Annotated in this window: 24 protein-coding genes and 1 pseudogene; 17 read left to right on the forward strand and 8 right to left on the reverse strand. The window is 72.5% G+C overall.

Annotated elements, in window-relative coordinates; translation table 11 throughout:
• Positions 1-213: pseudogene (locus tag VF330_RS19050) on the reverse strand (MFS transporter); the annotation flags it as partial.
• 101 nt (positions 214-314) lie between these two features.
• Here VF330_RS19050 and VF330_RS19055 point away from each other — a divergent pair.
• The 3 genes from VF330_RS19055 to VF330_RS19065 are packed head-to-tail and all read left to right on the forward strand — an operon-like array spanning position 315 to position 3,229.
• Positions 315-971: an HAD family phosphatase gene (locus VF330_RS19055; RefSeq protein ID WP_330852978.1), complete on the forward strand. Its 657-nt coding sequence runs from the start codon at positions 315-317 to the stop codon at positions 969-971.
• Between the two features lie 20 nt (positions 972-991).
• Entirely contained in the window at positions 992-2,014 is a 1,023-nt protein-coding gene (locus tag VF330_RS19060) for a phosphotransferase family protein (protein ID WP_330853000.1), read from the forward strand.
• Between the two features lie 3 nt (positions 2,015-2,017).
• Complete coding sequence (locus VF330_RS19065) at positions 2,018-3,229, forward strand: acyl-CoA dehydrogenase family protein (RefSeq protein ID WP_330852979.1); 1,212 nt, start codon at positions 2,018-2,020, stop codon at positions 3,227-3,229.
• A 4-nt stretch (positions 3,230-3,233) separates the two neighbouring features.
• Here VF330_RS19065 and VF330_RS19070 read toward each other — a convergent pair whose 3' ends face one another.
• From VF330_RS19070 to VF330_RS19080, 3 genes are read right to left on the reverse strand one after another with little or no spacing between them, the layout of a single operon-like run.
• Complete coding sequence (locus tag VF330_RS19070) at positions 3,234-3,581, reverse strand: VOC family protein (RefSeq protein WP_330852980.1); 348 nt, start codon at positions 3,579-3,581, stop codon at positions 3,234-3,236.
• Between the two features lie 5 nt (positions 3,582-3,586).
• Complete coding sequence (locus VF330_RS19075; RefSeq protein WP_330852981.1) at positions 3,587-4,300, reverse strand: poly-gamma-glutamate hydrolase family protein; 714 nt, start codon at positions 4,298-4,300, stop codon at positions 3,587-3,589.
• A gap of 55 nt (positions 4,301-4,355) precedes the next feature.
• Positions 4,356-4,787, reverse strand: a complete 432-nt coding sequence (locus VF330_RS19080; RefSeq protein WP_330852982.1) for an Hsp20/alpha crystallin family protein — start codon at positions 4,785-4,787, stop codon at positions 4,356-4,358.
• A gap of 103 nt (positions 4,788-4,890) precedes the next feature.
• On the opposite strand from VF330_RS19080, the gene VF330_RS19085 reads away from it, so the two are divergent.
• Positions 4,891-5,436, forward strand: coding sequence for an HSP18 transcriptional regulator (locus VF330_RS19085; protein ID WP_330852983.1), 546 nt, complete (start codon positions 4,891-4,893; stop codon positions 5,434-5,436).
• 40 nt (positions 5,437-5,476) lie between these two features.
• Here the strand turns inward: VF330_RS19085 and VF330_RS19090 are convergent, their stop codons facing one another.
• Together VF330_RS19090 and VF330_RS19095 are read right to left on the reverse strand one after the other, a co-directional pair.
• Positions 5,477-6,325, reverse strand: a complete 849-nt coding sequence (locus tag VF330_RS19090; protein WP_330852984.1) for an LD-carboxypeptidase — start codon at positions 6,323-6,325, stop codon at positions 5,477-5,479.
• Positions 6,326-6,335: 10 nt separating this feature from the next.
• The gene (locus tag VF330_RS19095; RefSeq protein WP_330852985.1) at positions 6,336-8,222 is read right to left on the reverse strand and encodes a prolyl oligopeptidase family serine peptidase; all 1,887 of its coding nucleotides are present in this window, start codon (positions 8,220-8,222) and stop codon (positions 6,336-6,338) included.
• Positions 8,223-8,300: 78 nt separating this feature from the next.
• Between VF330_RS19095 and VF330_RS19100 the strand changes: the two genes are divergently transcribed.
• The 10 genes from VF330_RS19100 to VF330_RS19145 all read left to right on the forward strand — a co-directional run bounded on the left by VF330_RS19100 (position 8,301) and on the right by VF330_RS19145 (position 16,742).
• Positions 8,301-8,867: a DUF3090 domain-containing protein gene (locus VF330_RS19100; RefSeq protein ID WP_330852986.1), complete on the forward strand. Its 567-nt coding sequence runs from the start codon at positions 8,301-8,303 to the stop codon at positions 8,865-8,867.
• A gap of 1 nt (position 8,868) precedes the next feature.
• Positions 8,869-9,657: an SCO1664 family protein gene (locus VF330_RS19105; protein WP_330852987.1), complete on the forward strand. Its 789-nt coding sequence runs from the start codon at positions 8,869-8,871 to the stop codon at positions 9,655-9,657.
• A 212-nt stretch (positions 9,658-9,869) separates the two neighbouring features.
• Positions 9,870-10,298: a hypothetical protein gene (locus tag VF330_RS19110; protein ID WP_330852988.1), complete on the forward strand. Its 429-nt coding sequence runs from the start codon at positions 9,870-9,872 to the stop codon at positions 10,296-10,298.
• Positions 10,299-10,303: 5 nt separating this feature from the next.
• A complete protein-coding gene (locus VF330_RS19115; RefSeq protein WP_330852989.1) occupies positions 10,304-11,005 on the forward strand; it encodes an aminoglycoside phosphotransferase family protein in 702 nt (233 codons plus the stop codon).
• An 11-nt stretch (positions 11,006-11,016) separates the two neighbouring features.
• On the forward strand, positions 11,017-11,823 hold the full coding sequence (locus VF330_RS19120) for a DUF3097 domain-containing protein (protein ID WP_330852990.1): 807 nt from the start codon (positions 11,017-11,019) through the stop codon (positions 11,821-11,823).
• Positions 11,824-12,018: 195 nt separating this feature from the next.
• Positions 12,019-12,444, forward strand: a complete 426-nt coding sequence (locus tag VF330_RS19125; RefSeq protein ID WP_330852991.1) for an NfeD family protein — start codon at positions 12,019-12,021, stop codon at positions 12,442-12,444.
• Positions 12,445-12,467: 23 nt separating this feature from the next.
• Positions 12,468-13,673 carry an SPFH domain-containing protein gene (locus VF330_RS19130; RefSeq protein ID WP_414675403.1) on the forward strand — a complete coding sequence of 402 codons (1,206 nt, stop codon included), beginning with the start codon at positions 12,468-12,470 and terminating at the stop codon, positions 13,671-13,673.
• A 189-nt stretch (positions 13,674-13,862) separates the two neighbouring features.
• Complete coding sequence (locus VF330_RS19135; protein ID WP_330852992.1) at positions 13,863-14,285, forward strand: YciI family protein; 423 nt, start codon at positions 13,863-13,865, stop codon at positions 14,283-14,285.
• Between the two features lie 12 nt (positions 14,286-14,297).
• On the forward strand, positions 14,298-15,602 hold the full coding sequence (locus VF330_RS19140; protein WP_330852993.1) for an RNA polymerase sigma factor: 1,305 nt from the start codon (positions 14,298-14,300) through the stop codon (positions 15,600-15,602).
• 63 nt (positions 15,603-15,665) lie between these two features.
• Positions 15,666-16,742 carry a hypothetical protein gene (locus VF330_RS19145; RefSeq protein ID WP_330852994.1) on the forward strand — a complete coding sequence of 359 codons (1,077 nt, stop codon included), beginning with the start codon at positions 15,666-15,668 and terminating at the stop codon, positions 16,740-16,742.
• 36 nt (positions 16,743-16,778) lie between these two features.
• On the opposite strand, the gene VF330_RS19150 is transcribed toward VF330_RS19145, so the two are convergent.
• Entirely contained in the window at positions 16,779-18,194 is a 1,416-nt protein-coding gene (locus tag VF330_RS19150; RefSeq protein WP_330852995.1) for an amidase, read from the reverse strand.
• Between the two features lie 50 nt (positions 18,195-18,244).
• Here VF330_RS19150 and VF330_RS19155 point away from each other — a divergent pair, with 50 nt between their 5' ends.
• Positions 18,245-18,751, forward strand: coding sequence for a hypothetical protein (locus VF330_RS19155; protein ID WP_330852996.1), 507 nt, complete (start codon positions 18,245-18,247; stop codon positions 18,749-18,751).
• Between the two features lies 1 nt (position 18,752).
• Here VF330_RS19155 and VF330_RS19160 read toward each other — a convergent pair whose 3' ends face one another.
• Entirely contained in the window at positions 18,753-19,253 is a 501-nt protein-coding gene (locus VF330_RS19160; protein WP_330852997.1) for a CGNR zinc finger domain-containing protein, read from the reverse strand.
• Between the two features lie 26 nt (positions 19,254-19,279).
• Between VF330_RS19160 and VF330_RS19165 the strand changes: the two genes are divergently transcribed.
• Both VF330_RS19165 and VF330_RS19170 read left to right on the forward strand, forming a co-directional pair.
• Positions 19,280-19,486, forward strand: a complete 207-nt coding sequence (locus VF330_RS19165) for a hypothetical protein (protein ID WP_330852998.1) — start codon at positions 19,280-19,282, stop codon at positions 19,484-19,486.
• Complete coding sequence (locus tag VF330_RS19170) at positions 19,473-20,087, forward strand: TetR/AcrR family transcriptional regulator (RefSeq protein ID WP_330852999.1); 615 nt, start codon at positions 19,473-19,475, stop codon at positions 20,085-20,087. Before VF330_RS19165 ends, VF330_RS19170 begins: the two co-directional genes overlap by 14 nt.
• The last annotated feature ends 191 nt before the right edge of the window (positions 20,088-20,278 follow it).

Consider the following 20,278-nt stretch of genomic DNA (forward strand, 5'->3'; position numbering starts at 1 on the left):
GTCCGCCAGTCCCGAGAGCACCGGCCCGCCCACCAGGTCCGGCAGGAACGTCAACGCGTACGTCAGCGCCGTCAGCCCCGTGCTCGCCGTCCGGTCGTAGACGTGCACCGTGAGCGCGACCCGCGCGAACTGGTCCCCGGCGACCGACACCACGTGCGCCACGAACAGGGCGCGGAACTCCCGGTCCTGGGCGAGCGCGCGGTAGCCGGGCATGCGCTCCAGGATGGATCACCGGCCGATCGGCGGCCAGAACGCACACCGGTGATCCGGTGCCCCTGTTGCCGACATACCGACCGGTCGGTACCCTCCGAGTCGTGGGTGACACGACACTTCCGCAGCAACCCCTCGTCGACGCGCTGGTGTTCGACTGGGGCGGGGTCCTGACGGTCTCCGTGCCCGAGTTCGTCGGCGCGTGGCTGCACGCCGAGGCCATCGACCGCGAGGTCTACGGCCGCATCATGCGCGAGTGGATGAGCCGCGACGCGCTGCCGGGCAACCCCGTCGCCCGCCTGGAGACCGGGGAGCTGACCGTGGCCGAGTTCGAACGGCTGCTGGCCGCCGAGCTCATCACCACCTCCGGTGCGCGCATCGACGAGGCCGGGCTGCTGCGGCGCATGTTCGGCGGCGCCACCCCCGACCCGGCGATGGTCGAGCTCGTCCGCAAGGCCCGCGCCGCGGGTCTGCACACGGCGCTGCTGTCCAACAGCTGGGGTGAGGGCTACCCGAAGGACCTGCTGGTCGAGCTGTTCGACACCGTCGTGATCAGCGGCCGCGTCGGGCTGCGCAAACCCGACGAGCGCATCTACCGCCACACCCTCGACCAGGTCGGCGTCGAGGCCGGGCGGGCGGTGTTCTTCGACGACGCGCCCGTCAACGTCGAGGCAGCGCGGGCCGTGGGCATGCACGCCTTCCGCCACACCGACGCCGACAGCACCCGCACGAACCTCGCCACCCTCGGAGTGAACCTGTGACCGACCTGCCCGGACCGGATCTGCCCGGCTCCGAACTGCCCGGACTCGACCTGGACGCGCTGGCCGCACACCTGGGCACGGGCCCGCTGACCGGCGAGCTGTTCCGCGGCGGCCGCTCCAACCTCACCTACAGCGTCACCGACGGCACGCAGCGGTGGGTGCTGCGCCGCCCGCCGCTGGGCCACGTGCTGGCGACCGCGCACGACATGGCGCGCGAGTTCCGGGTCATCTCCGCCCTCGCCGACACCTCCGTGCCCGTGCCGCACGCCTACCGGCTCGTCGAGGACCCGGCGGTCATCGGCGCGCCGTTCTACCTCATGGAGCAGATGCCCGGTGCCGCGCTGCGCGAGCGGTCGCAGTGCCCGTGGCTCACCCCGGACATGGCGACCTCGATCTCGCACCGCCTGGTCGACGTGCTCGCCGACCTGCACTCCGTCGACCCGGCCTCCGTCGGCTTGGGGGACTTCGGCCGCCCGGAGGGGTTCCTGGCCCGGCAGGTCAAAAGGTGGGGCAAGCAGCTCGACGCCTCCCGCAGCCGCGACCTGCCCGGCATCGACGAGCTGCGCGACAAGCTCGCCGCCACCGTCCCGGACTCGCCGCGGGCCACGATCATCCACGGCGACTACCGCCTCGACAACGCACTCGTCACGCGGGACCCGCTGGACATCAGCGCCGTCCTGGACTGGGAGATGGCCACCCTCGGCGACCCGCTCGCCGACCTCGGCCTGCTCTACGTCTACTGGGCCGGCCTCGGCTCCGACCCGAACACCGGCAGCGACCCCATCACCGGCGGGGTGACCTCGTTGCCCGGGTTCCCGACCGCCGACGAGCTCGTCGCCCGCTACACCGCCCGCACCGGCACCGACACCTCCGGGCTCGGCTGGTACGTCGCCTTCGGCTACTTCAAGCTCGCCGTGATCGTCGAGGGCATCCACTTCCGCTTCGCCAGCGGCAAGACCGTCGGCGCCGGCTTCGAGAAGCTCGGCGCGTTCACCGTCCCGCTCGTGCGGCAGGGACTCGCCGCCGCCCACAAGGAGCTCTGAGTCATGGACTTCGCCTTCGACGCCAAGACCGAGGAACTGCGCACCAGGCTCCTCACGTTCATGGACGAGTTCGTCTACCCGGCCGAGGCCGTGCTGGAACAGCAGCTGCACGACGCCGCCGACCCGTGGGAACGCCAGCCGGTCCTCGCCGAGCTCAAGGACGAGGCCCGCCGCCAGGGCCTGTGGAACCTGTTCCTCCCGGACGCCGAGCACGGCGGCGGCCTGACGAACCTGCAGTACGCGCCGCTCGCCGAGATCACCGGCCGCAGCCCCCACCTCGCACCCGAGGCGCTCAACTGCGCCGCGCCGGACACCGGCAACATGGAAGTCCTCGCCATGTTCGGCACCGACGAGCAGAAGAAGCAGTGGCTGCAGCCGCTGCTCGACGGCGAGATCCGCTCCGCGTTCTGCATGACCGAACCCGACGTCGCCTCCTCCGACGCCACCAACATCGCCACCCGCATCGAACGCGACGGCGACGACTACGTCATCAACGGCCGCAAGTGGTGGTCCTCGGGCGCGATGAACCCGAACTGCGCGATCTTCATCGTGATGGGCAAGACCGACCCCGGCGCCGACCGGCACCGCCAGCAGTCGCAGATCCTCGTCCCGCGCGACACCCCCGGTGTCCGCGTCGAACGCGAGATGCGCGTCTTCGGCTACGGCGACCACGCCCACGGCGGCCACGCCGAGATCGTCTTCGACGACGTCCGCGTCCCCGCCTCCAACCTGATCGCGGGGGAGGGCGAGGGCTTCGCGATCGCGCAGGCGCGCCTGGGCCCCGGCCGCATCCACCACTGCATGCGCCTGATCGGCATGGCCGAACGCGCCCTCGAGCTGATGTGCCGCCGCGCCGTGTCACGCGTGGCGTTCGGCAAGCCCATCGCCACCCAGGGCGTCGTGCAGGAGTGGATCGCCGAGGCCCGCGTCCGCATCGAACAGGCCCGCCTGCTCGTGCTCAAGACCGCGTGGCTGATGGACACCGTCGGCAACAAGGGCGCCCACACCGAGATCCAGGCCATCAAGATCGGCACCCCGCTGATGACCGAGTGGGTCCTCGACAAGGCCATCCAGGCCCACGGCGCCGGCGGCGTCAGCCAGGACACCCCGCTCGCCGAGCTGTGGGCCGCCGCCCGCACCCTGCGCCTGGCCGACGGACCCGACGAGGTCCACCGCATGTCCCTGGCCAAGCGGGAGCTGAAGAAGTACCTGTAGAGCGTTACAGGTAGAGGCAGAACGGGTGACCGTCCGGGTCGAGCAAGACCCGGACGTCGTCCTGCGGCTGCACGTCCGCGAGCACCGCCCCGCACGCCACCGCGTGCCCGGCCGCGGCGTCGAGGTCGTCGACCTGGACGTCCAGGTGCTGCGTCGCGACCGGTTCGCCCGCCCTGGCCGGCCACACCGGCCGCCGGAACTCGTGTTCGCGTTCCAGGTTCACCGTCATCCCGCCCGGCGTGCGGACCTGCGCCCAGTCGTCCCCCAGCGCCGAGGGCTCCACGCCGAACAGCCGCGCGTAGAACTCCGCCAGCACCCGTGGCCGCGCCGTGCCGATGGTGACCGCGTTCAACCGCATCACCTGGCCACCGCCTCGCGTGCCGCCAGCGCCGCCCGGCAGGCGTGCACGAAGTCCCAGAACACCTCGGTCGTGGTGTGGCGGCGGTCCGAGCGCGAGTTCTCCTCGAACATCGCCGTGCGCAGCGGCGTGGTCAGCTCCAGCTGCGCGCCCCGCCCCGACCGCGTGCGGTTGGCGATGTTCGCCCGGTCGTAGCCGCCCAGCACCGGGTGGTCGGCGGCGTCGACCGTGTGGAACCCGGCGCGGCGCAACCGGGTCAGCAGCTCCGCGCGCAGCAGCGCGTCGCGGCCGCCGACGAGCACCGCCCGGTCGTGGTCCTCCAGGCCCGCCGCCGCGGCGGTGCAGCCGTGCAGGCCCAGGGCGTGGGTGGCACCGGAGACGAGGGCGCGGGCCACGCGGTCGTCGCAGTGCGACGACGTCACGTGCAGCTCGTCGTTGGCCGCGGTGCGCAGGCCCTCGAACATCCAGTAGTCGTGCGTCTGGCCGATCGGCACCCGCGTGCCGGGGTGCAGGCCCGCGACCGCGAGGCACAGCTCCGACGTGCCGACCTCGATGCCGCCGCCGTGCGGGGCGAGGACGACGGAGGGGGTGCGGGGCCGGTGCCGCTTGAACCGGCGCCGGTAGTCGACCCGTTCCACCAGTCGGGGATCGGCGTAGAGGTCGGTGTTGGACGCGTAGAAGTCCAACGCCGCCCATGGGGGCTGGGGTCTCATGGCGGGCGGAAGCCTACCTGGCATCACCCGGTCGGCTGCCGCCCGCCGGGGTGAGTCAGGCGTCGATCTGCTTGGGCGTCTCGTCGGCCGAGGTGATCGCGATCTTGCGGGGCTTCGCGCGTTCGGCGATGGGGATCCGCAGCGTCAGCACACCCGCGTCGTACTGCGCGTCGATGTGCTCGGTGTCGAGGGTGTCGCCGAGGAACAGCTGGCGGGAGAACACGCCCAGCGGCCGCTCCGACACCTGCATCTCCACGTCCGTGCCCACGGGCCGGCGTTCCGCCTTGACCGTCAGCACGTTGCGCTCGACGTCGAGCTCGATCGCGTCCGGGGACACGCCCGGCAGGTCGAAGCACACGACGAACCGGTCGCCGTCGCGGTAGGCGTCCATCGGCATCGCCGTGGGCCGCGACCACGTGCCCGAACCGCCGAACACCTGCTGCGTCAGCCGGTCCAGCTCGCGGAACGGGTCAGTGCGCATCAACATCTGACACCTCCTGTTTGTTCTCGTGGACTGTCAATGCGCTGCCCCACCGTTGTAGCATGTCGTCGAAACGATGACAAGTGCCGAGTGTCATCGGGAGGACGACATGACGAACGACTACGACGCGGTCCGCGCCGCGGCCGCCGAACCGGGCACCGCCACCGAGGTGCTGGCGGCGTTGATGCTGCTCCGGCAGCTGCGCGACGAGCTGTCGGGCTGGGAGCCGCAGCTGATCGAGGCCGCCCGCGCCCTCGGCACCAGCTGGGCCGACCTCGCCCCCGCGCTCGGCGTCGCCAGCAGACAGGCGGCGGAGAAGCGCTACCTGCGCGTGCGGCGCACCGGCGAGCCCGGCACCGGCGACGAACGCGTCCAGGCCGAACGCGACCGCCGCGCCGGCGACAAGGCTGTCGCCGCCTGGGCCCGCGAGAACGCCGCCGTGCTGCGCGGGCTCGCCGCCAGGGTGGGACCGCACGACGCCGCGGTGCAGCAGGCGCTGGCCGGGCAGGACGCGGCCGGTCTGCTCGGGCCGCTCGCGGACGCCGGACCGGGACTGCGGGCGAGCCAGCCCGGACTCGCCGACCGCATCGCCGCCCTCGGCGACCAGACCGACCAGGTCCGCCTCGGCGCACACCACCGCAGGTCCGGCCACTGACCGACCGCGTCCGGGGGTGACACCGCCACCCCGGACGCGTCTACAGCAGAGTGATCGTGCCCGCCGAGGCGTCCAGCTCCGCGGGCACGCCCAGCGGCAACGACCACGACCCGGCGCAGTGCCCGAACCCGAACTCGCCCAGGATCGGCACCCCCAGCCCCGACAACCGGTCCTGCAGCACCGACGCCACGTCACCGCAGCCCGTCCACGACCCCAGCACGATCCCCGACACCGGCTCGAACCAGCCCGCCCGCAGCAGCTGCGTCAGCAGCCGGTCCAGCCGGTACGGCTCCTCCCCGACGTCCTCCAGCAACGCCAGCGACCCGTCCGCCGGCCGCGCCCACCGCGGCCCGCCCACCGACGCCGCCAGCAACGCGCAGTTCCCGCCCGTGAGCACCCCGCGCGCGACACCGGGCACCAGCGGCACCCCCGCCGTCCACGACCGCACTCCCTCGAACAGCAGCGCGTGCAGCCGCGACTGCGCCAGCGGGTCGTCCACGAAGTCCGACGTCCCCGGCATCGGCCCGAACACCGTCGGCTGACCCACCAGGTTCAGCTCGGTGTGCAGCACCGTCACGTCCGAGGAGCCCACGAACACCCGCGGCGGCAGGTCCTTCCACGGCACCAGGTCCGTCATCCGCAGACACCCGTAGCCGCCGCGCACGCAGAACACCGCCGCCACGTCCGAGCACCAGCCCGACACGAACTCCGCCGCCCGCGCCTCGTCCGACCCCGCCAGATAGGGCAGCGACCACGGCGCGACCGCCGGCGCCGTCACCGCCAGCCCCCACGACCGCAGCACCCCGACCCCGGCGGCGAGCCGTTCGGGCAGCGCCGGACCGGCCGGGGACACCAGCGCGACCCGGTCCCCGGCGGACAGCACACTCACGACAGCGAGCTCACTTCGACAGCTCCAGCACCGGCACACCCGGCGGCACGAAGCCGAACACCTGCCCGTAGAACGACAGCTCCGCCTCCAGCGCCGCTTTGATGTTCTCGGCCTTGCGGAAACCGTGCTGCTCGCCCTCGAACGTGAGGTAGGCGTGCGGGATGCCCGACCCGGCCAGGTCAGCGGCGAACCGGTCCGCCTGCTCCGGCGGGCAGATCTCGTCCTCCAGGCCCTGCAGCAGCAGCACCGGGCCCGACACCGACCTGGCCTTCGCCGACGGCGACCGCTCGGCGTAGCGGTCCGCCGCCTCCGGCAGCGTGCCCACCAGGCCCTCGACGTAGCGCGACTCGAAGTCGTGCGTCTCGCCGCCCTCCGACGTCCAGCCCACCAGGTCCAGGATCGGGAACGCCACCATCCCGCACCGGTACACGTCCGTCGAGGTCAGCGACGCCGCCGACGTCCAGCCGCCCGCCGACCCGCCGCGGATGCCCAGCCGGCCCGGGTCCGCCGTGCCCTCCTTCGCCAGCTGCTGGGCCACGAACGCGCAGTCCTCCACGTCCACCACACCCCACTGCTCGCGCAGCCGCTCGCGGAACGCCCGCCCGTAGCCGGTCGACCCGCCGTAGTTGACCGCCACCACCCCGATGCCGCGGCTGGTCAGGTACGCGATGTCCGAGTCGAGCTTGGGCAGCGCCCGGCCCGTCGGACCGCCGTGCACGTGCACCACGTACGGCGGCAGCTCCCCCTCGGGCGCCGCGAAGTCCGGGTTCGACGGCGGGTACACGTACGCCGGGATCTCCCCGAACACCCGCTCCACCGGCACCGGCACGTACGCGTCCTGCGGCGAGGCCTCCCCGCCGGTCAGGTACGTCAGCTCCCCGTTGGACAGGTCCAGCCGCACCACCGCGAACTCGCTGGTCGGCCCCGCGGCGCCGCAGACGACCACGCCGTCGCGCACCGACAGCTCCGGCGCCCACGTCGGCAGGTCGGTCTGCACGTCGGTCACCGTCGCGCTGCGCTCGTCCAGCACCGCCAGGTGCCCGGACCGCACCACCAGGTAGCGGCCCGGCGAGAGGGTGGCGAACCAGCGGTTGCCCAGCCGCCACATCGGCCCGCCCAGCTCCTCCTCACACGGCGCCAGGTTGGTGCGCGAGCCGTCCGGGGAGACGCGGAACAGGTTCCACCAGCCGTCCGGGTCGGTCAGCGCCAGCAGGTCTTGACCCTCCCACTCGAACTGGCACACCGCCTCGGTGTCCGACCCCGACACCACGCGGTGCTCGGACGAGCCGATGTCGGCGACGCACAGCTCGGAGCCGTCCCACGGCATCCGCGGGTGGTCCCAGCCGATCCACGCGAGCTTCGTGCCGTCCGGGCTGACCTTCGGGCCCGTCATGAAGTGGTGCGAGGCCCCCAGCACCCGGATCTCACCCGAGGAGGTGATCGCCACCAGGTCGCGGCGCACGTCGGTGCGCGCGTCCCCGGTGATCGTCTCCCGCACGCACCACACCTCGCCGTCCGGGCCCGCGGACAGGTCGGCGAACCGCACCCCGTGGTGGCGCTGCGGCTCCGGTGTCAGCGCCACCGGCTCCGGGGCGTCGGGGTTGAACACGTACACGCGCTGGTCGTCCCAGTTCGTGAACGCCACCCGGTCCTCGGCCAGCACCACGAACGGCCGGCCGCCGTACTCGTGCACCCGGTTGCGGGCGTTCCACGGCGCGGGCAGCACGTCCACCCCGTCGCGCACCAGCGCCACCCGGCCACCCTCGGCAGGCCGGCTCTCCGCCCACCACACCCGCTCACCGGCGAGGTCGGCCCACTGGAACCCACCCCCCGGCTTCGAGGTGTCGCCGGCGCTGATCGGCGAGGTCCACGTCCCGTACGAAGCGATCTTCACCACAACCCGACCCTATACGCGGAGTGTTTGGTGGGGGAGGACCTGCCGACGATCTCCGCGTGGCCTACTGTCGTAGGGGCCATGGCTCGCGTCATTCATGTATTCCGCGCACCCGACCGGTTCATCGCAGGAACCGTCGGGCAGCCCGGCGACCGCACCTTCTACCTGCAGGCCTCCGAGCAGAGCAGGTTGATCAGCGTCGCGCTCGAGAAGCAGCAGGTCCAGGTCCTCGCCGAACGCATCGGCTCGTTGCTCGAGGAGGTGAACCGCCGCTTCGGCACCGACGTGCCCGACGACGCCCCGCCGGACGACCTCGACACCCAGCCCCTCGACGTCCCTGTCGAGGAGGAGTTCCGCGTCGGCACCATGGGACTGGGCTGGGACGCCGAGTCCAAGGCCGTCGTGATCGAGCTCCTCGCGGTCTCCGAGGAGGAGGTCGACGAGGCCGTCGTGCTCGACGACACCGAGGAAGGCCCCGACGCCGTGCGGGTGTTCCTGTCCCCGTCCGCGGCCCGCGCCTTCGCCGAACGCGCCGACCGCGTCGTCAACGCCGGCCGCAAACCCTGCCCCCTGTGCGCCGAACCGCTCGACCCGGACGGCCACATCTGCCCGCGGCAGAACGGCTACCGCCGCACCGAGGAAGACTGACGTGGACACCGCCGCGGCCATCGAGTTGCTGACTCATGGCCGCATCGAGGTCGAGGGCCGTCTCGTCGACGCCTCCAACGCCACCCTGTTCTGCAAGATCTCCCTCGACGGCGTCGACGCCCAGTGCGTCTACAAGCCCGTGCGCGGCGAACGCCCGCTGTGGGACTTCCCGGACGGCACCCTCGCCGGCCGCGAGGTCGCCACCTACCTCATCTCCGCCGCCGCCGGGTTCGACGTCGTCCCGCCCACCGTGCTGCGCCCCGGCCCGTTCGGCAGCGGCATGGTGCAGCTGTGGGTCGACACCCGCGACGAGGACGAGCTCGTCGACATCGTCGCCGTCGACGACGTCAAACCCGGCTGGATCCCCGTCTTGCACGCCCACGACCGCTTCGGCGACCCCGCCGTGCTCGTGCACGCCGACCACCCCCGCATCGCGGTGATGTCCGCCTTCGACGTCGTCGTCAACAACGCCGACCGCAAGGGCGGCCACGTCCTGCACGCCCTCGACGGCTCCGTGCACGGCGTCGACCACGGCATCTGCCTGCACGTCGAACCCAAGCTGTGCACCGTGCTGTGGGGCTGGGCTCGCGACCCCCTGGGCGCCGAGGCGCTCGACGCGCTGCGCCGGCTGCGGTCCGCACTCGACGCCGGCCTGGGGGAGACGCTGCACGACCACCTCACCCGCGCCGAGGTCCGCGCCGTCGGCGAACGCCTCGACAAGCTCCTGGCCGCCGGCGTCTACCCCGAACCGTCCGGCGACTGGCCCGCCATCCCGTGGCCCGCGTTCTGACCTGCCGCTGAAAACCACGACGTCCCACCCCCGCGGTGCCGTCACGCGGTGAGACACGGCGAAAACCAAGAAAAGTCATCACGCTCGAACAACACCATTCCTGATTCGCTGTTCAGAATTCGGACATTGACGCGCCGATCATCGTTCCCCTATCTTTTGATCGGCATCTGACCTGCGAAAACATTCGAATGGTGAATGCGGGCACGGGGGACATGACTTATTTCGAGCGGATCGTCGTGGTCGGCACGGCCGATCTCGGCGCGCAGGCGGCCGCGGCACTGGCGCGCAGATTCGGGCCGGTTCACCTGATCGGACCTGGCGCGGACGCGCTCGCCGACATGGGCGTGCGCCGCTACCCGCACGCCACGGTCCGCGACCTCGACGTGGACACCCCGGCGGTGATCGTCGACAACGACGGCGGCCGGCTGCAGCGGCTGGTGTGCGACCGGCTCGTCGTGGTCGGCTGGCCCGTGCCGGTGCTGCCGGCGAACCGGTGGGTCGTCGACGGCAAGGTCGCCGTCGCCGGGGACGGTGCGGACCTGGCGCTGCTCGGCATGTGCTTCGACGCCACCGGGCTGTGGCGGCCCGCTCTGGCGGAGTACCAGTTCCGCCGACAAGCCGGGGCCGACTCGCTAGCCTGAACCGAGTGATCGACGAGGACGCCAGATCCCGGCTCATCCGACGCTTCGGCGGCGACGTCACGCACTGGATCGACGCGCTGCCCGACCTGGTCGCCACCCTCAGCGCCCGCTGGGGCCTCACCACCGCCACCCACGTGCCCGGCGGCACCGGCGCCACGTTCCTGTGCGACACCGCGGTCCTCAAGCTCACCCCGGACCTCGACATCGCCGCCCACGAGGCCCGCGCGCTCACCGCCTGGGCCGGCACCCCGGCCGTGGTCGACCTGCTCGACACCGACCTGCCCCGCGGCGCACTGCTGCTCGAACGCCTCCACCCCGGCACACCCGCCACCGACCCCGCCAAGGTGCTGCCGCGGCTGCACCGGACACCGCCCAAGGGCTTCCCGCCGCTCAAGGCGCGCGTCGACTTCCTGTTCGAGACGCTGCTGCCGCGGCGCACCGGCACCTACTACGCCACCGAGCACCACCGCGCCCGCAAGCTCGCCGACGACGACGTCCCGGCGGTGCTGCTGCACGGCGACATGCACCCCGGCAACGTCCTGCAGGGCCCGGACGGGCCGAAGGCCATCGACCCGCGCGCCTGCGTCGGCGACCCGGCGTTCGACTGGATGGACTTCGTGCACGGCGGGCACGACCTGCACGGCGCCGACGTCGACCTCGGCCGCGTCCACGAGTGGCTCACCGCCTTCAAACCGTTCTACGGCTAAGGTCGCCAACCGTGCGTTCCCACGACTACGGCCGCGACGTCCTCTCTGGCCCCAAACGCAAGAAGGTCCCCGAGATCGAGGCCGCGCCCGGCCTGGTCGTCGAGGACCCGGCCAGCGGTTTCTGCGGCGCCGTCGTCAAGTTCGAGTACGGCCGGGTCGTCCTGGAGGACCGCCACGGCCGCCACCGGCTCTTCCCCCTCACCCCCGCCGGGTTCCTCGTCGACGGCACACCCGTCACGCTCGTCAAGCCCATGCCGGCGCAGCACAAACCCACGATCACCGCGTCGGGCTCGGTCAAGGTCGAGGGCCTGAGGGCCAGGACCGCGAAGGCCAGCCGTATCTGGGTCGAGGGCAAGCACGACGCCGAGCTCGTCGAACGCGTCTGGGGCCACGACCTGCGCGTCGAGGGCATCGTCGTCGAACCCCTGCACGGCGTCGACGAGCTCCAGCAGCGCATCGACGAGTTCGGCACCGCCCCGAACCGGCGGCTGGGCGTGCTGGTCGACCACCTCGTCGCCGGCTCCAAGGAACAACGCCTCGTCGAGAAGGTCCGCGACGACAACGTGCTCGTCACCGGCCACCCCTACGTCGACATCTGGCAGGCCGTGAAACCGCGGGCCGTGAAGATCGACGCCTGGCCCGACGTGCCGCGCGGCGTCGACTGGAAGACCGGCGTCTGCCGGCGGCTGGGCTGGGGCGAGACCTGGGAGGGCTGGCAGCGCGTGCTCACCTCCGTCAGCAGCTACCGCGACATCGAGTCCGACCTGCTCGGCGCCGTCGAGCGGCTGATCGACTTCGTCACCGTCCCCCAGGACTGACCCGTCCCGCACCGCTGACCCGCGAGCACCGCACCACGGCCACCCCTCCCGTTCTTTCCCCGAAAGCGCCTGTCACCCGCTTGCACGAACGGCCGGGGCCGGATCCGGCAGATGTCTGATCGATTTCGCAACGGTCGCGTCCGCTGGGCGGTGAATTCCGGTTTCTGCTGCTCCAGGTGGTGTATGTATGGGCTCATGGCCGCGCTGATCTGGCTGATCGTCGGGATCCTGCTCGTCGTCGCCGAAGTCCTCTCCGGTGACTTCGTGCTGGTCATGCTCGGCACCGCCGCGCTGGCCGCGGCGGGCGTGTCCGCACTGGGTGCCGCCGACCTGGTGAGCGTGCTCGTCTTCGCGGCCTCCTCGCTCGGCCTGATCGTCACGGCCCGGCCGCTGCTCAAGAAGCGGCTGCAGCTCGGCTCCAGCGTCCGGATGCACCACGAGGCGCTGCTGGGCGGCAGGGCCGTCGCGGTGACGCGGGTGGACGAGAACGGCGGGCAGGTCAAGATCGGCGGCGACACCTGGAGCGCCCGCACCCTCGACGGGTCCGTGGTCGAAGAAGGCGAAGCCGTCACCGTTGTCGAGATCTCGGGAGCGACCGCCGTGGTCATCGCGGCCGTGTGACCCCGTAGAAGGATGTGAACGAGTTGGACCCGATCACCCTCGTGGTCGTGGCCGTGATCGCCCTGTTCGTGTTGATCCTCGCCGTCAAGTCGGTGCTGGTCATCCCGCAGGCGCAGGCCGCAGTCATCGAGCGCCTCGGCCGTTTCCGCACCACCGCGGCGCCCGGCCTGAACATCATGGTGCCGTTCATCGACAAGGTGCGTGCCCGCATCGACCTGCGCGAGCAGGTCGTGTCGTTCCCGCCGCAGCCGGTGATCACCCAGGACAACCTCACCGTCTCCATCGACACGGTCGTGTACTTCCAGGTCACCGACCCGCGGTCCGCGGTGTACGAGATCTCCAACTACATCGTCGGTGTCGAGCAGCTCACCATCACGACGCTGCGCAACCTCGTCGGCGGCATGAGCCTCGAGGAGACGCTGACCTCCCGCGACCACATCAACGGCCAGCTGCGCGGTGTCCTCGACGAGGCGACCGGCCGGTGGGGCCTGCGGGTGGCGCGCGTGGAGCTCAAGTCGATCGACCCGCCGCCCTCCATCCAGGACTCGATGGAGAAGCAGATGCGCGCCGACCGCGAGAAGCGCGCCATGATCCTCACCGCCGAGGGCCAGCGCGAGTCCTCGATCAAGACCGCCGAGGGCCAGAAGCAGTCGCAGATCCTCGCCGCCGAGGGCGCCAAGCAGGCCTCGATCCTGTCGGCCGAGGGTGAGCGGCAGTCGCAGATCCTGCGCGCGCAGGGTGAACGCGCCGCCCGCTACCTGCAGGCCCAGGGCCAGGCCAAGGCCATCGAGAAGGTCTTCGGCGCGATCAAGGACGGCAAGCCCACCCCGGAGGTGCTGGCCTACCAGTACCTGCAGACGCTGCCGCAGATGGCGCAGGGCGACGCGAACAAGGTCTGGATGATCCCGTCCGACTACGGCAAGGCCCTGGAGGGCTTCGCCCGCATGCTCGGCGCGCCCGGCGACGACGGCGTCTTCCGCTACGAGGCCCCGGCCGACGACGCCGAGCGGCCCAGGCCCGAGGACGACGACGAGTCGGTCGCCGCCTGGTTCGACCTCAAGTCCGACCCGAAGGTCGCCGAGGCCGTCGCCGCCGCGGAGGCGGTGGCGCGTCAGGAGGTGCCCGGCCCGCTGGGCACCCCGCCGCGTTCCGTCGCCGCCGCGGCCGCCGTGCCCGAGCTGGAAGCCGAGCAGCCCCGCTCCCTGCACCAGCCCGACGAGCAGGTCTGACCCGAGCACGACCGCGACGCCGAGCGGCCCGTCCCGATCACCGGGGCGGGCCGCTCGTCCGCGTGACCGGCGGAAACAGAAAACCCTGAGAAAGTTCGGCGGCGTGTGTCGATCGAACGGCCCGCTTGTTCGACCCGGTCGTGACAGGGTCCACCGTGGACCCGCACGAACCACCGGGAGACACTGATCATGAAGTTCATGCTGATCTGGCGCGTGACCTCCGACGACGCCTGGGGCAACCTCGGCGAGCTCGACTTCGACGCGATGATCGAGACCGTCGGCCGGTTCAACGAGGAGCTCATCAACGCGGGCGTCCTGGTCGCCGCCGAGGGCCTCGCGCCGGCCGAGGAGGGCGTGGTCGTCGACTTCTCCTCCGAACCGCCGGTCGTCACCGACGGCCCGTACGGGGAGACCAAGGAGCTGTTCAACGGCTTCTACCTGATCAACGTGCCCTCGATCGAGGACGCGGTCGAGTGGGCCAAGCGCACGCCGATGACCGCCGCCGGGTTCAAGACCGAGATCCGCCGCGTCACCACGATCGACGAGTTCCCGCAGGACAACGAGTGGATCCGCAAGGAGCGGGCCTGGCGGGAGTCCACCGGCCAGCTCTGATCTCATAGCCGCATGAGCAGCAGCGACCCCACGGGACGCAAGGCCGTCGCCGCGGTGTGGCGCATCGACTCCGCCAGGATCATCGGTGCGCTCACCCGCTACACCGGCGACTTCGCCCTGGCCGAGGACCTCGCCCAGGAAGCCCTCGCCGAGGCGCTGGTGACCTGGCCGCGCGAGGGCGTGCCGGCCAACCCCGCGGGCTGGCTGCTCACCGTGGGCAGACGGCGTGCGATCGACGCGTTCCGCCGCCGCAGCACCCGTGACGAGAAGTACGCCGCCCTGGCGCACCGCCTGCCCGAGGGCGGCGCTCTCACCGGCGCCACCGACCCCGGTGCCGCACCGGACGACGTGCTGTGGGACCCGGACCAGATCGACGACGACACCCTCGCGCTGATGTTCACCTCCTGCCACCCCGTGCTGTCGCGGGAGGCGGGGGTCGCGCTGACCTTGCGCGTGGTCGGCGGCCTGACCAGCGACGAGATCGCGCGGGCGTTCCTGGTGCCGACCGCGACCGTGCAGGCCCGCATCACCCGCGCGAAGAAGACCCTGGGCGCGGCGGGCGTGCCGTTCGAGGTGCCGCCGGTCGCCGAACGGCCCGCGCGGCTGGCGCAGGTCCTCAGCGTGCTCTACCTGATCTTCACCGAGGGCTCGTCGGCCACCTCCGGTGACGAGGTCCTGCGCCTGGACCTGGCCGGTGAGGCGCAGCGGCTGGCCCGGATCCTGTCGCGGCTCATGCCCGCCGAGCCCGAGGTGCACAGCCTGCTCGCGCTGCTGGAGCTCACCGCCGCCCGCTTCCCGGCGCGGCGCGGCCCCGACGGCGAGACCGTGCTGCTGCAGGACCAGGACCGGCGCCGCTGGGACCGCTCCGCCATCGCCCGCGGCCGTGCCGCGCTCGCCCGCGCGACCGACGCCGGCCGCGGGTACGGCTACTACGGGCTGCAGGCCGCCATCGCCGAATGCCACGCCCTCGCCTCGTCGGTCCAGGACACGGACTGGGGCCGCATCGTCGCGCTCTACGACGGCCTCGGCCGTCTCGCCCCGTCCCCGGTCGTGGACCTCAACCGGGCGGTGGCCGTGTCGATGGCGCAGGGACCCGAGGCGGCGCTGCCGCTCGTCGACGCGCTCGCGGGCAGTGACGCGTTCAAGGACTCCCACCAGCTGCCGGGCGTGCGCGGGGAGCTGCTGCGGCGGCTGGGCCGGATCGAGCAGGCGCGCACCGAGCTGGAGCGGGCGGTCCGGCTGTGCGGGAACGACCGGGAACGGGCCGTGCTGACGCGCAAGCTCGCTGAGCTGCCGGTATTCGAACACGAACAGTGAACCTTAAATCCGTTCGAGGGACATCTGTAGTACTCGACCGGGCTACAACGGAATGATGTTGTGATGGATTCGCTGCCCGCCACCGTCGCCTCCGCGCTCGTCGAGGCCGACAGCGAGTCCCTCGACTGGCCCGCGCGCCGGCAGACCCTCACCGCCGTCTCGGTCGAGCTGCAGTCACTGCTCGTGACCGACCCCGGTCCCGAGCTGGTCGCGCTGATCGAGAACGTGGTCACCCAGCTGGCCGGCGGAGCCGCGGGCACCCGGCGGCACCGGGTCGAGCTGGCCGAGCTCGCCCACCAGGTCCTGGGCATCCACGCCCGCGCGTGCGCCGAGACCCGGCCCGACCCGGTGCGGCTCGCCGACTGGCTGCTGGACCTGCAGCTGGAGCACCCCGACGCCCCCGACGTCGGCCTCGCCGCCTACGCCGGGGCGCTCGACGACGAGGGGCTCGCGCACTACCGCGACCGGGCGGTGGCGTTGTTCGCGCCGCTGCCGGTGATCGGGTTCGGGCAGACCGGCCGCTACGACCGGGCGCGGTGGGCGTTGCTGCGGGTCATGGAGGAGCTCGCCGAGTACACCGGGGACGTCGACCTGCAACTGCTCGTGCTCACCAAGGACCTGTCCTCGGGCTGGCACTACCTGCAGGTCGCGACCGTGCTGCGGGACAGCGGCCGCTCGGGTGAGGCGCTGCAGTGGGTGCACCGCGGGCTGCGCGCGGTCGGCGGCCGGGGCGCGGCGCTGCGGCTGATCGACCTGGCCGTGGAGGAGCACCTGCGGCACGGCGACGCGGGGGAGGCCGTCGCGGTGTGCCGGGAGGCGTTCCTGACCCGGCCGAGCCTCGAGGTCTACCTCAAGCTGCGCGCGCTGGTCGTGCACACCGACGACTGGCCGCCGTTGCGCGCCGAGCTGGTGGAGCACCTGGTCCGCGACGGCGGGCGGCTCGCGGTCGAGGTCTACCGGCGCGTCGTCGAGGTGGAGCTGGCCCGCGGCGGTGCCGAGGAGCAGGACGTCGTTGTGGGGTGGCTGCGGCAGCTGCGGGGGTTGCAGCCCGACGCGTTCGCCGAGTACCTGGACCACATCCGGTCCCGGCACGCCGCGGACCGCGACCTGCTCGACGAGCTGGGCCGGCACGGCTTCTGACCGATACGCCCTCGGATAGTCCGTACTCGTACTATCCTAGTTCGCGTGACCGAGGCCGGAGGGGATCCGGTCCGCCCACGGCCGGGCGCGTTCCAGCTGGGCGGACACCGACAGCAGCGTGCACTCGTCGTGCTGGCGGCCCACGAGCTGCACGGCCAGCGGCAGGCCCGAGGAGCTGCGACCGGCGGGGACCGACGCGGCGGGGTTGCCGGTGATGTTCCACAGCGGCAGGAACGTCGTGTAGTGCGCGGCCGCGAGCAACGCCGGCACGACGCCGCGGCCGTCCCACTCGCCCACGCGGATCGGCGGGCGGGTCAGCGCCGGGGTCAGCAGCACGTCGACCGTGCCGAACACGCGGTTCGCGTACGCCGTGAGCGACGCGTCGTCCTTGAGCGCCCAGCGCACGAGACCGCGCGGGAGTCGCCGGCCCAGTTCCGCGGCCGTGCGGGTGCGCGGTTCGACGAGGTTCGGCGACTCCGTGCCGGCGCGCGCGAGGTGGGCGTTGCGCAGGTAGCGCACGGCGAACTGGGTGGAGGCGACGACGTCGCGCATCGGCGGGTCCAGGCGCACGACGTCGTGGCCGAGGTCGGTGAGCAGCGCGGCGGTGTCCTGCACGGCGTCGCGGACCTCGCCGTCGAGGGCGATGCCCGGACCCCACGGCCGCAGCGACACCCCGATGCGCAGTCGTCCCGGGTCGGTCCGCGCGGCCTCGGTGAAACTGGTGCGCGGCGGGTGGGCGACGTGCGCGTCACCGGGTGCGGCGCCGTGGAGCTGGTCGGCGACCAGCGCCCAGTCCGCGACGGTGCGGGTGATCGGCCCGGCCACGACCATTCCGCCCCACCTCTCGCGTTCCGGGGACAGCGAGACGCGGCCGCGCTGGGGCTTGAGCCCGAACAGGCCGGTCACGGCGGCGGGGATGCGGATCGACCCGGCGCCGTCGGTGCCGATCGCGGCCGCCGCGAGCCCCGCCGCCACGGCCGCGGCCGACCCGCCGCTGGAACCGCCGGGGGAGTGCGCGAGCGACCACGGGTTGCGCGTCGGCGCAGCCCAGGAGCTCTCGGTGAACGGCCACAGCCCCAGCTCGGGCATGCGGGTGCGGCCGATGACCACCGCGCCCGCGGCGCGCAGCCGCCGCACGATCTCGGAGTCGGCGGGCTGCGGGGTGCGGGCGGCGTTGGTGCCCTGGGTCGTGGGCAGGCCCGCGACCGCGATGTCCTCCTTGACCGCGATCGGCACACCCCGCAACGGCAGGTCCTCACCGGAGGCGTCCAGGCGGTCGGCGTCGGCGAGGGCCTGCTCGGCGAAGACCAGCCGGAACGCGTTGAGCCGCGGGTCGAGCCGGTCGATGCGGCGCAGGTGCTCGGCGACGAGGTCGCGGGCGGTCACCTCACCGGACCGCACGGCCTGCGCCTGCCTGGCCACACCGGCGAAACACAGCTCCGTCAGCTCCATGAACCGACCCTAAGCGCCCACAGGTGATCCACGGAATGGGAGTAGCACGCATGAGAGTCCTCGCGATGGCCGCGGCCGCACTCGTCGCCCTGAGCACCCTGGTGTCCCCGGCGCACGCGGCGGCGTCGCCGGTGTACCGCTACGAGATCATCAACCGCGCCAACGGCTGGCTGACCGCCAACAACGGCACCCGCGTGCCCTACTCGCAGGACCGGACCTGGAGCGACGGCTACCGCCAGGACTGCTCCGGCTACGCCTCCATGGCCGCGCGGCTCGACCAGCCCGGCCCCAACACCGTCGGCCTCGCCTCCGGCACCTGGACGTTCGCGATCACCATGGGCGAGCTCAAGCGCGGCGACCTCGTCATCGACGCCATCGGCGACGGCAACAGCCGCCACGCCGTCATCTTCGACCGCTGGACCGACACGGCGAAGAACCGCTACTTCGCCTACGAGCAGCGCGGCGACTGGGGCACCGACTACCGCGCGCTGACCTACGGGCTGGAGTCCGGCTCGGAGTACAAGGCGCGCAGGCTGCACAACGTCATCGACAAGTGAGTCACGCGCTGCGCCGGCTGCGGTGCTGGGCCACCGCGACGCGGTTCGCGCACCTGGTCGAGCAGAACCGGCGCTTGCCGTTGCGGCTGGTGTCGACGAACACCTCGCCGCAGCCCTCCCGGCCGCACCAGCCGATGCGCCCGGCGTCCTCGCAGTACACCGCCGCCATCCCGGCGGCGGTGTAGGCCTTGATCCGCACGTCGATCGGCGCGTCGGCGCGCGCGTAGTGCAGGTGCGGCGCGCGGCCGTCGTGGGTGGAGATGTACGGGGTGGTCGACGACTCGGCGAGCAGCGCGTTGAGCAGGTCGGCGCCGGGGTCGCGGAAGACCTGCCGGAGCCGTTCGACCCAGTCCCGCACGTCCCGCTCCTGGGCGGCGGTGAGCGGGATCAGCGGCTTGTAGTCCGACGCCGCGAGCACGTCGAACAGGGGTGTGCCGGGGTCGGCGTTGACGAGCTTCGCGGCGAGCTCGGCCGCCGCCCCGCCGTAAGGGTTGAAATGCACTAGACCATGACAGCACGCTGGTGGGCATGATCGCCACCTGCCCCGCCTGCCACTGGCCCGCCGCCACGGCCCTGTCCGCCCACGGCCCCGTCTCCTACCTGCGCTGCGTGTGCGGCCTGTTCCTCGTCGTGGAACGCGGGGTGGTGACCGCGACCGCCGGGACCAGCACGTTCGCCCCTGACCGCCGCACCTGCGGTGATCTTGCTAGTGTCCCGGACCGTGAGCCGTCGTGACCTGCTGTGCGACACCGCGATCCAGATCCTCGCGGTGGAAGGCGGCCGGGGCCTGACCCACCGCGCGATCGACCGCGAGGCCGGCGTCCCCATCGGCACCACCAAGAACTACTTCCCGACCCGCGAGGCCGTCCTCACCGCCTGCGCCGCCCGCATGACCGCCCTGCACCGGGCCGCCGTCGAGCGCCTGCGCGAGACCACGCCCACCGGCATCGACGCCTGCGACGTGGCCGAGCTGTACCCGGCCCTGCTGCGCCGCGCGGTCGCCGACGACCCGACGCAGATGCTCGCGATGGTGGAGCTGTACCTGGAGGCCGTGCGCCGTCCGGGTGTGCGCGAGGCGTTGTCGGGCATGGTCCTGGCCAACGCCGAGGCGGGCGCGGCCCTGCAGCAGGCGGCCGGGCTGCCCTCGACCGTGCGCGACACGGGACTGCTGGACGCCTACTTCCTCGGCGTGGCGATCTCGCTGCTGGCGCTGCCGGCGGAGACGCTCGCGACGGTGGGCCTCGACGACCCGTACGCGCTGGGGATCGGGGTGTTCTCGGCGACCGTGCCCGGCGCGGGCCATCAGGGCGACAGGGCGGCCGGGAACTCCCCGTAGGTCCGCTCGACGTCCCCGGTGGCGTCCACGACCGTGCCCCCGCCTAGTGACGCACCTTCACCAGCTGGTCGATCGCCGTCGCCACCAGCGCGACCGCGATGTCGGGGGACTTCCCGCAGCTCGCCGGCCGCGGCGGCACCGGCTGCTCGGCCAGTCCCACCCGCCACTCGCGCCCGTCGGCGTGCCGCACG

The sequence above is a fragment of the Lentzea sp. genome (assembly GCF_036380075.1).
GTDB lineage: Bacteria > Actinomycetota > Actinomycetes > Mycobacteriales > Pseudonocardiaceae > Lentzea.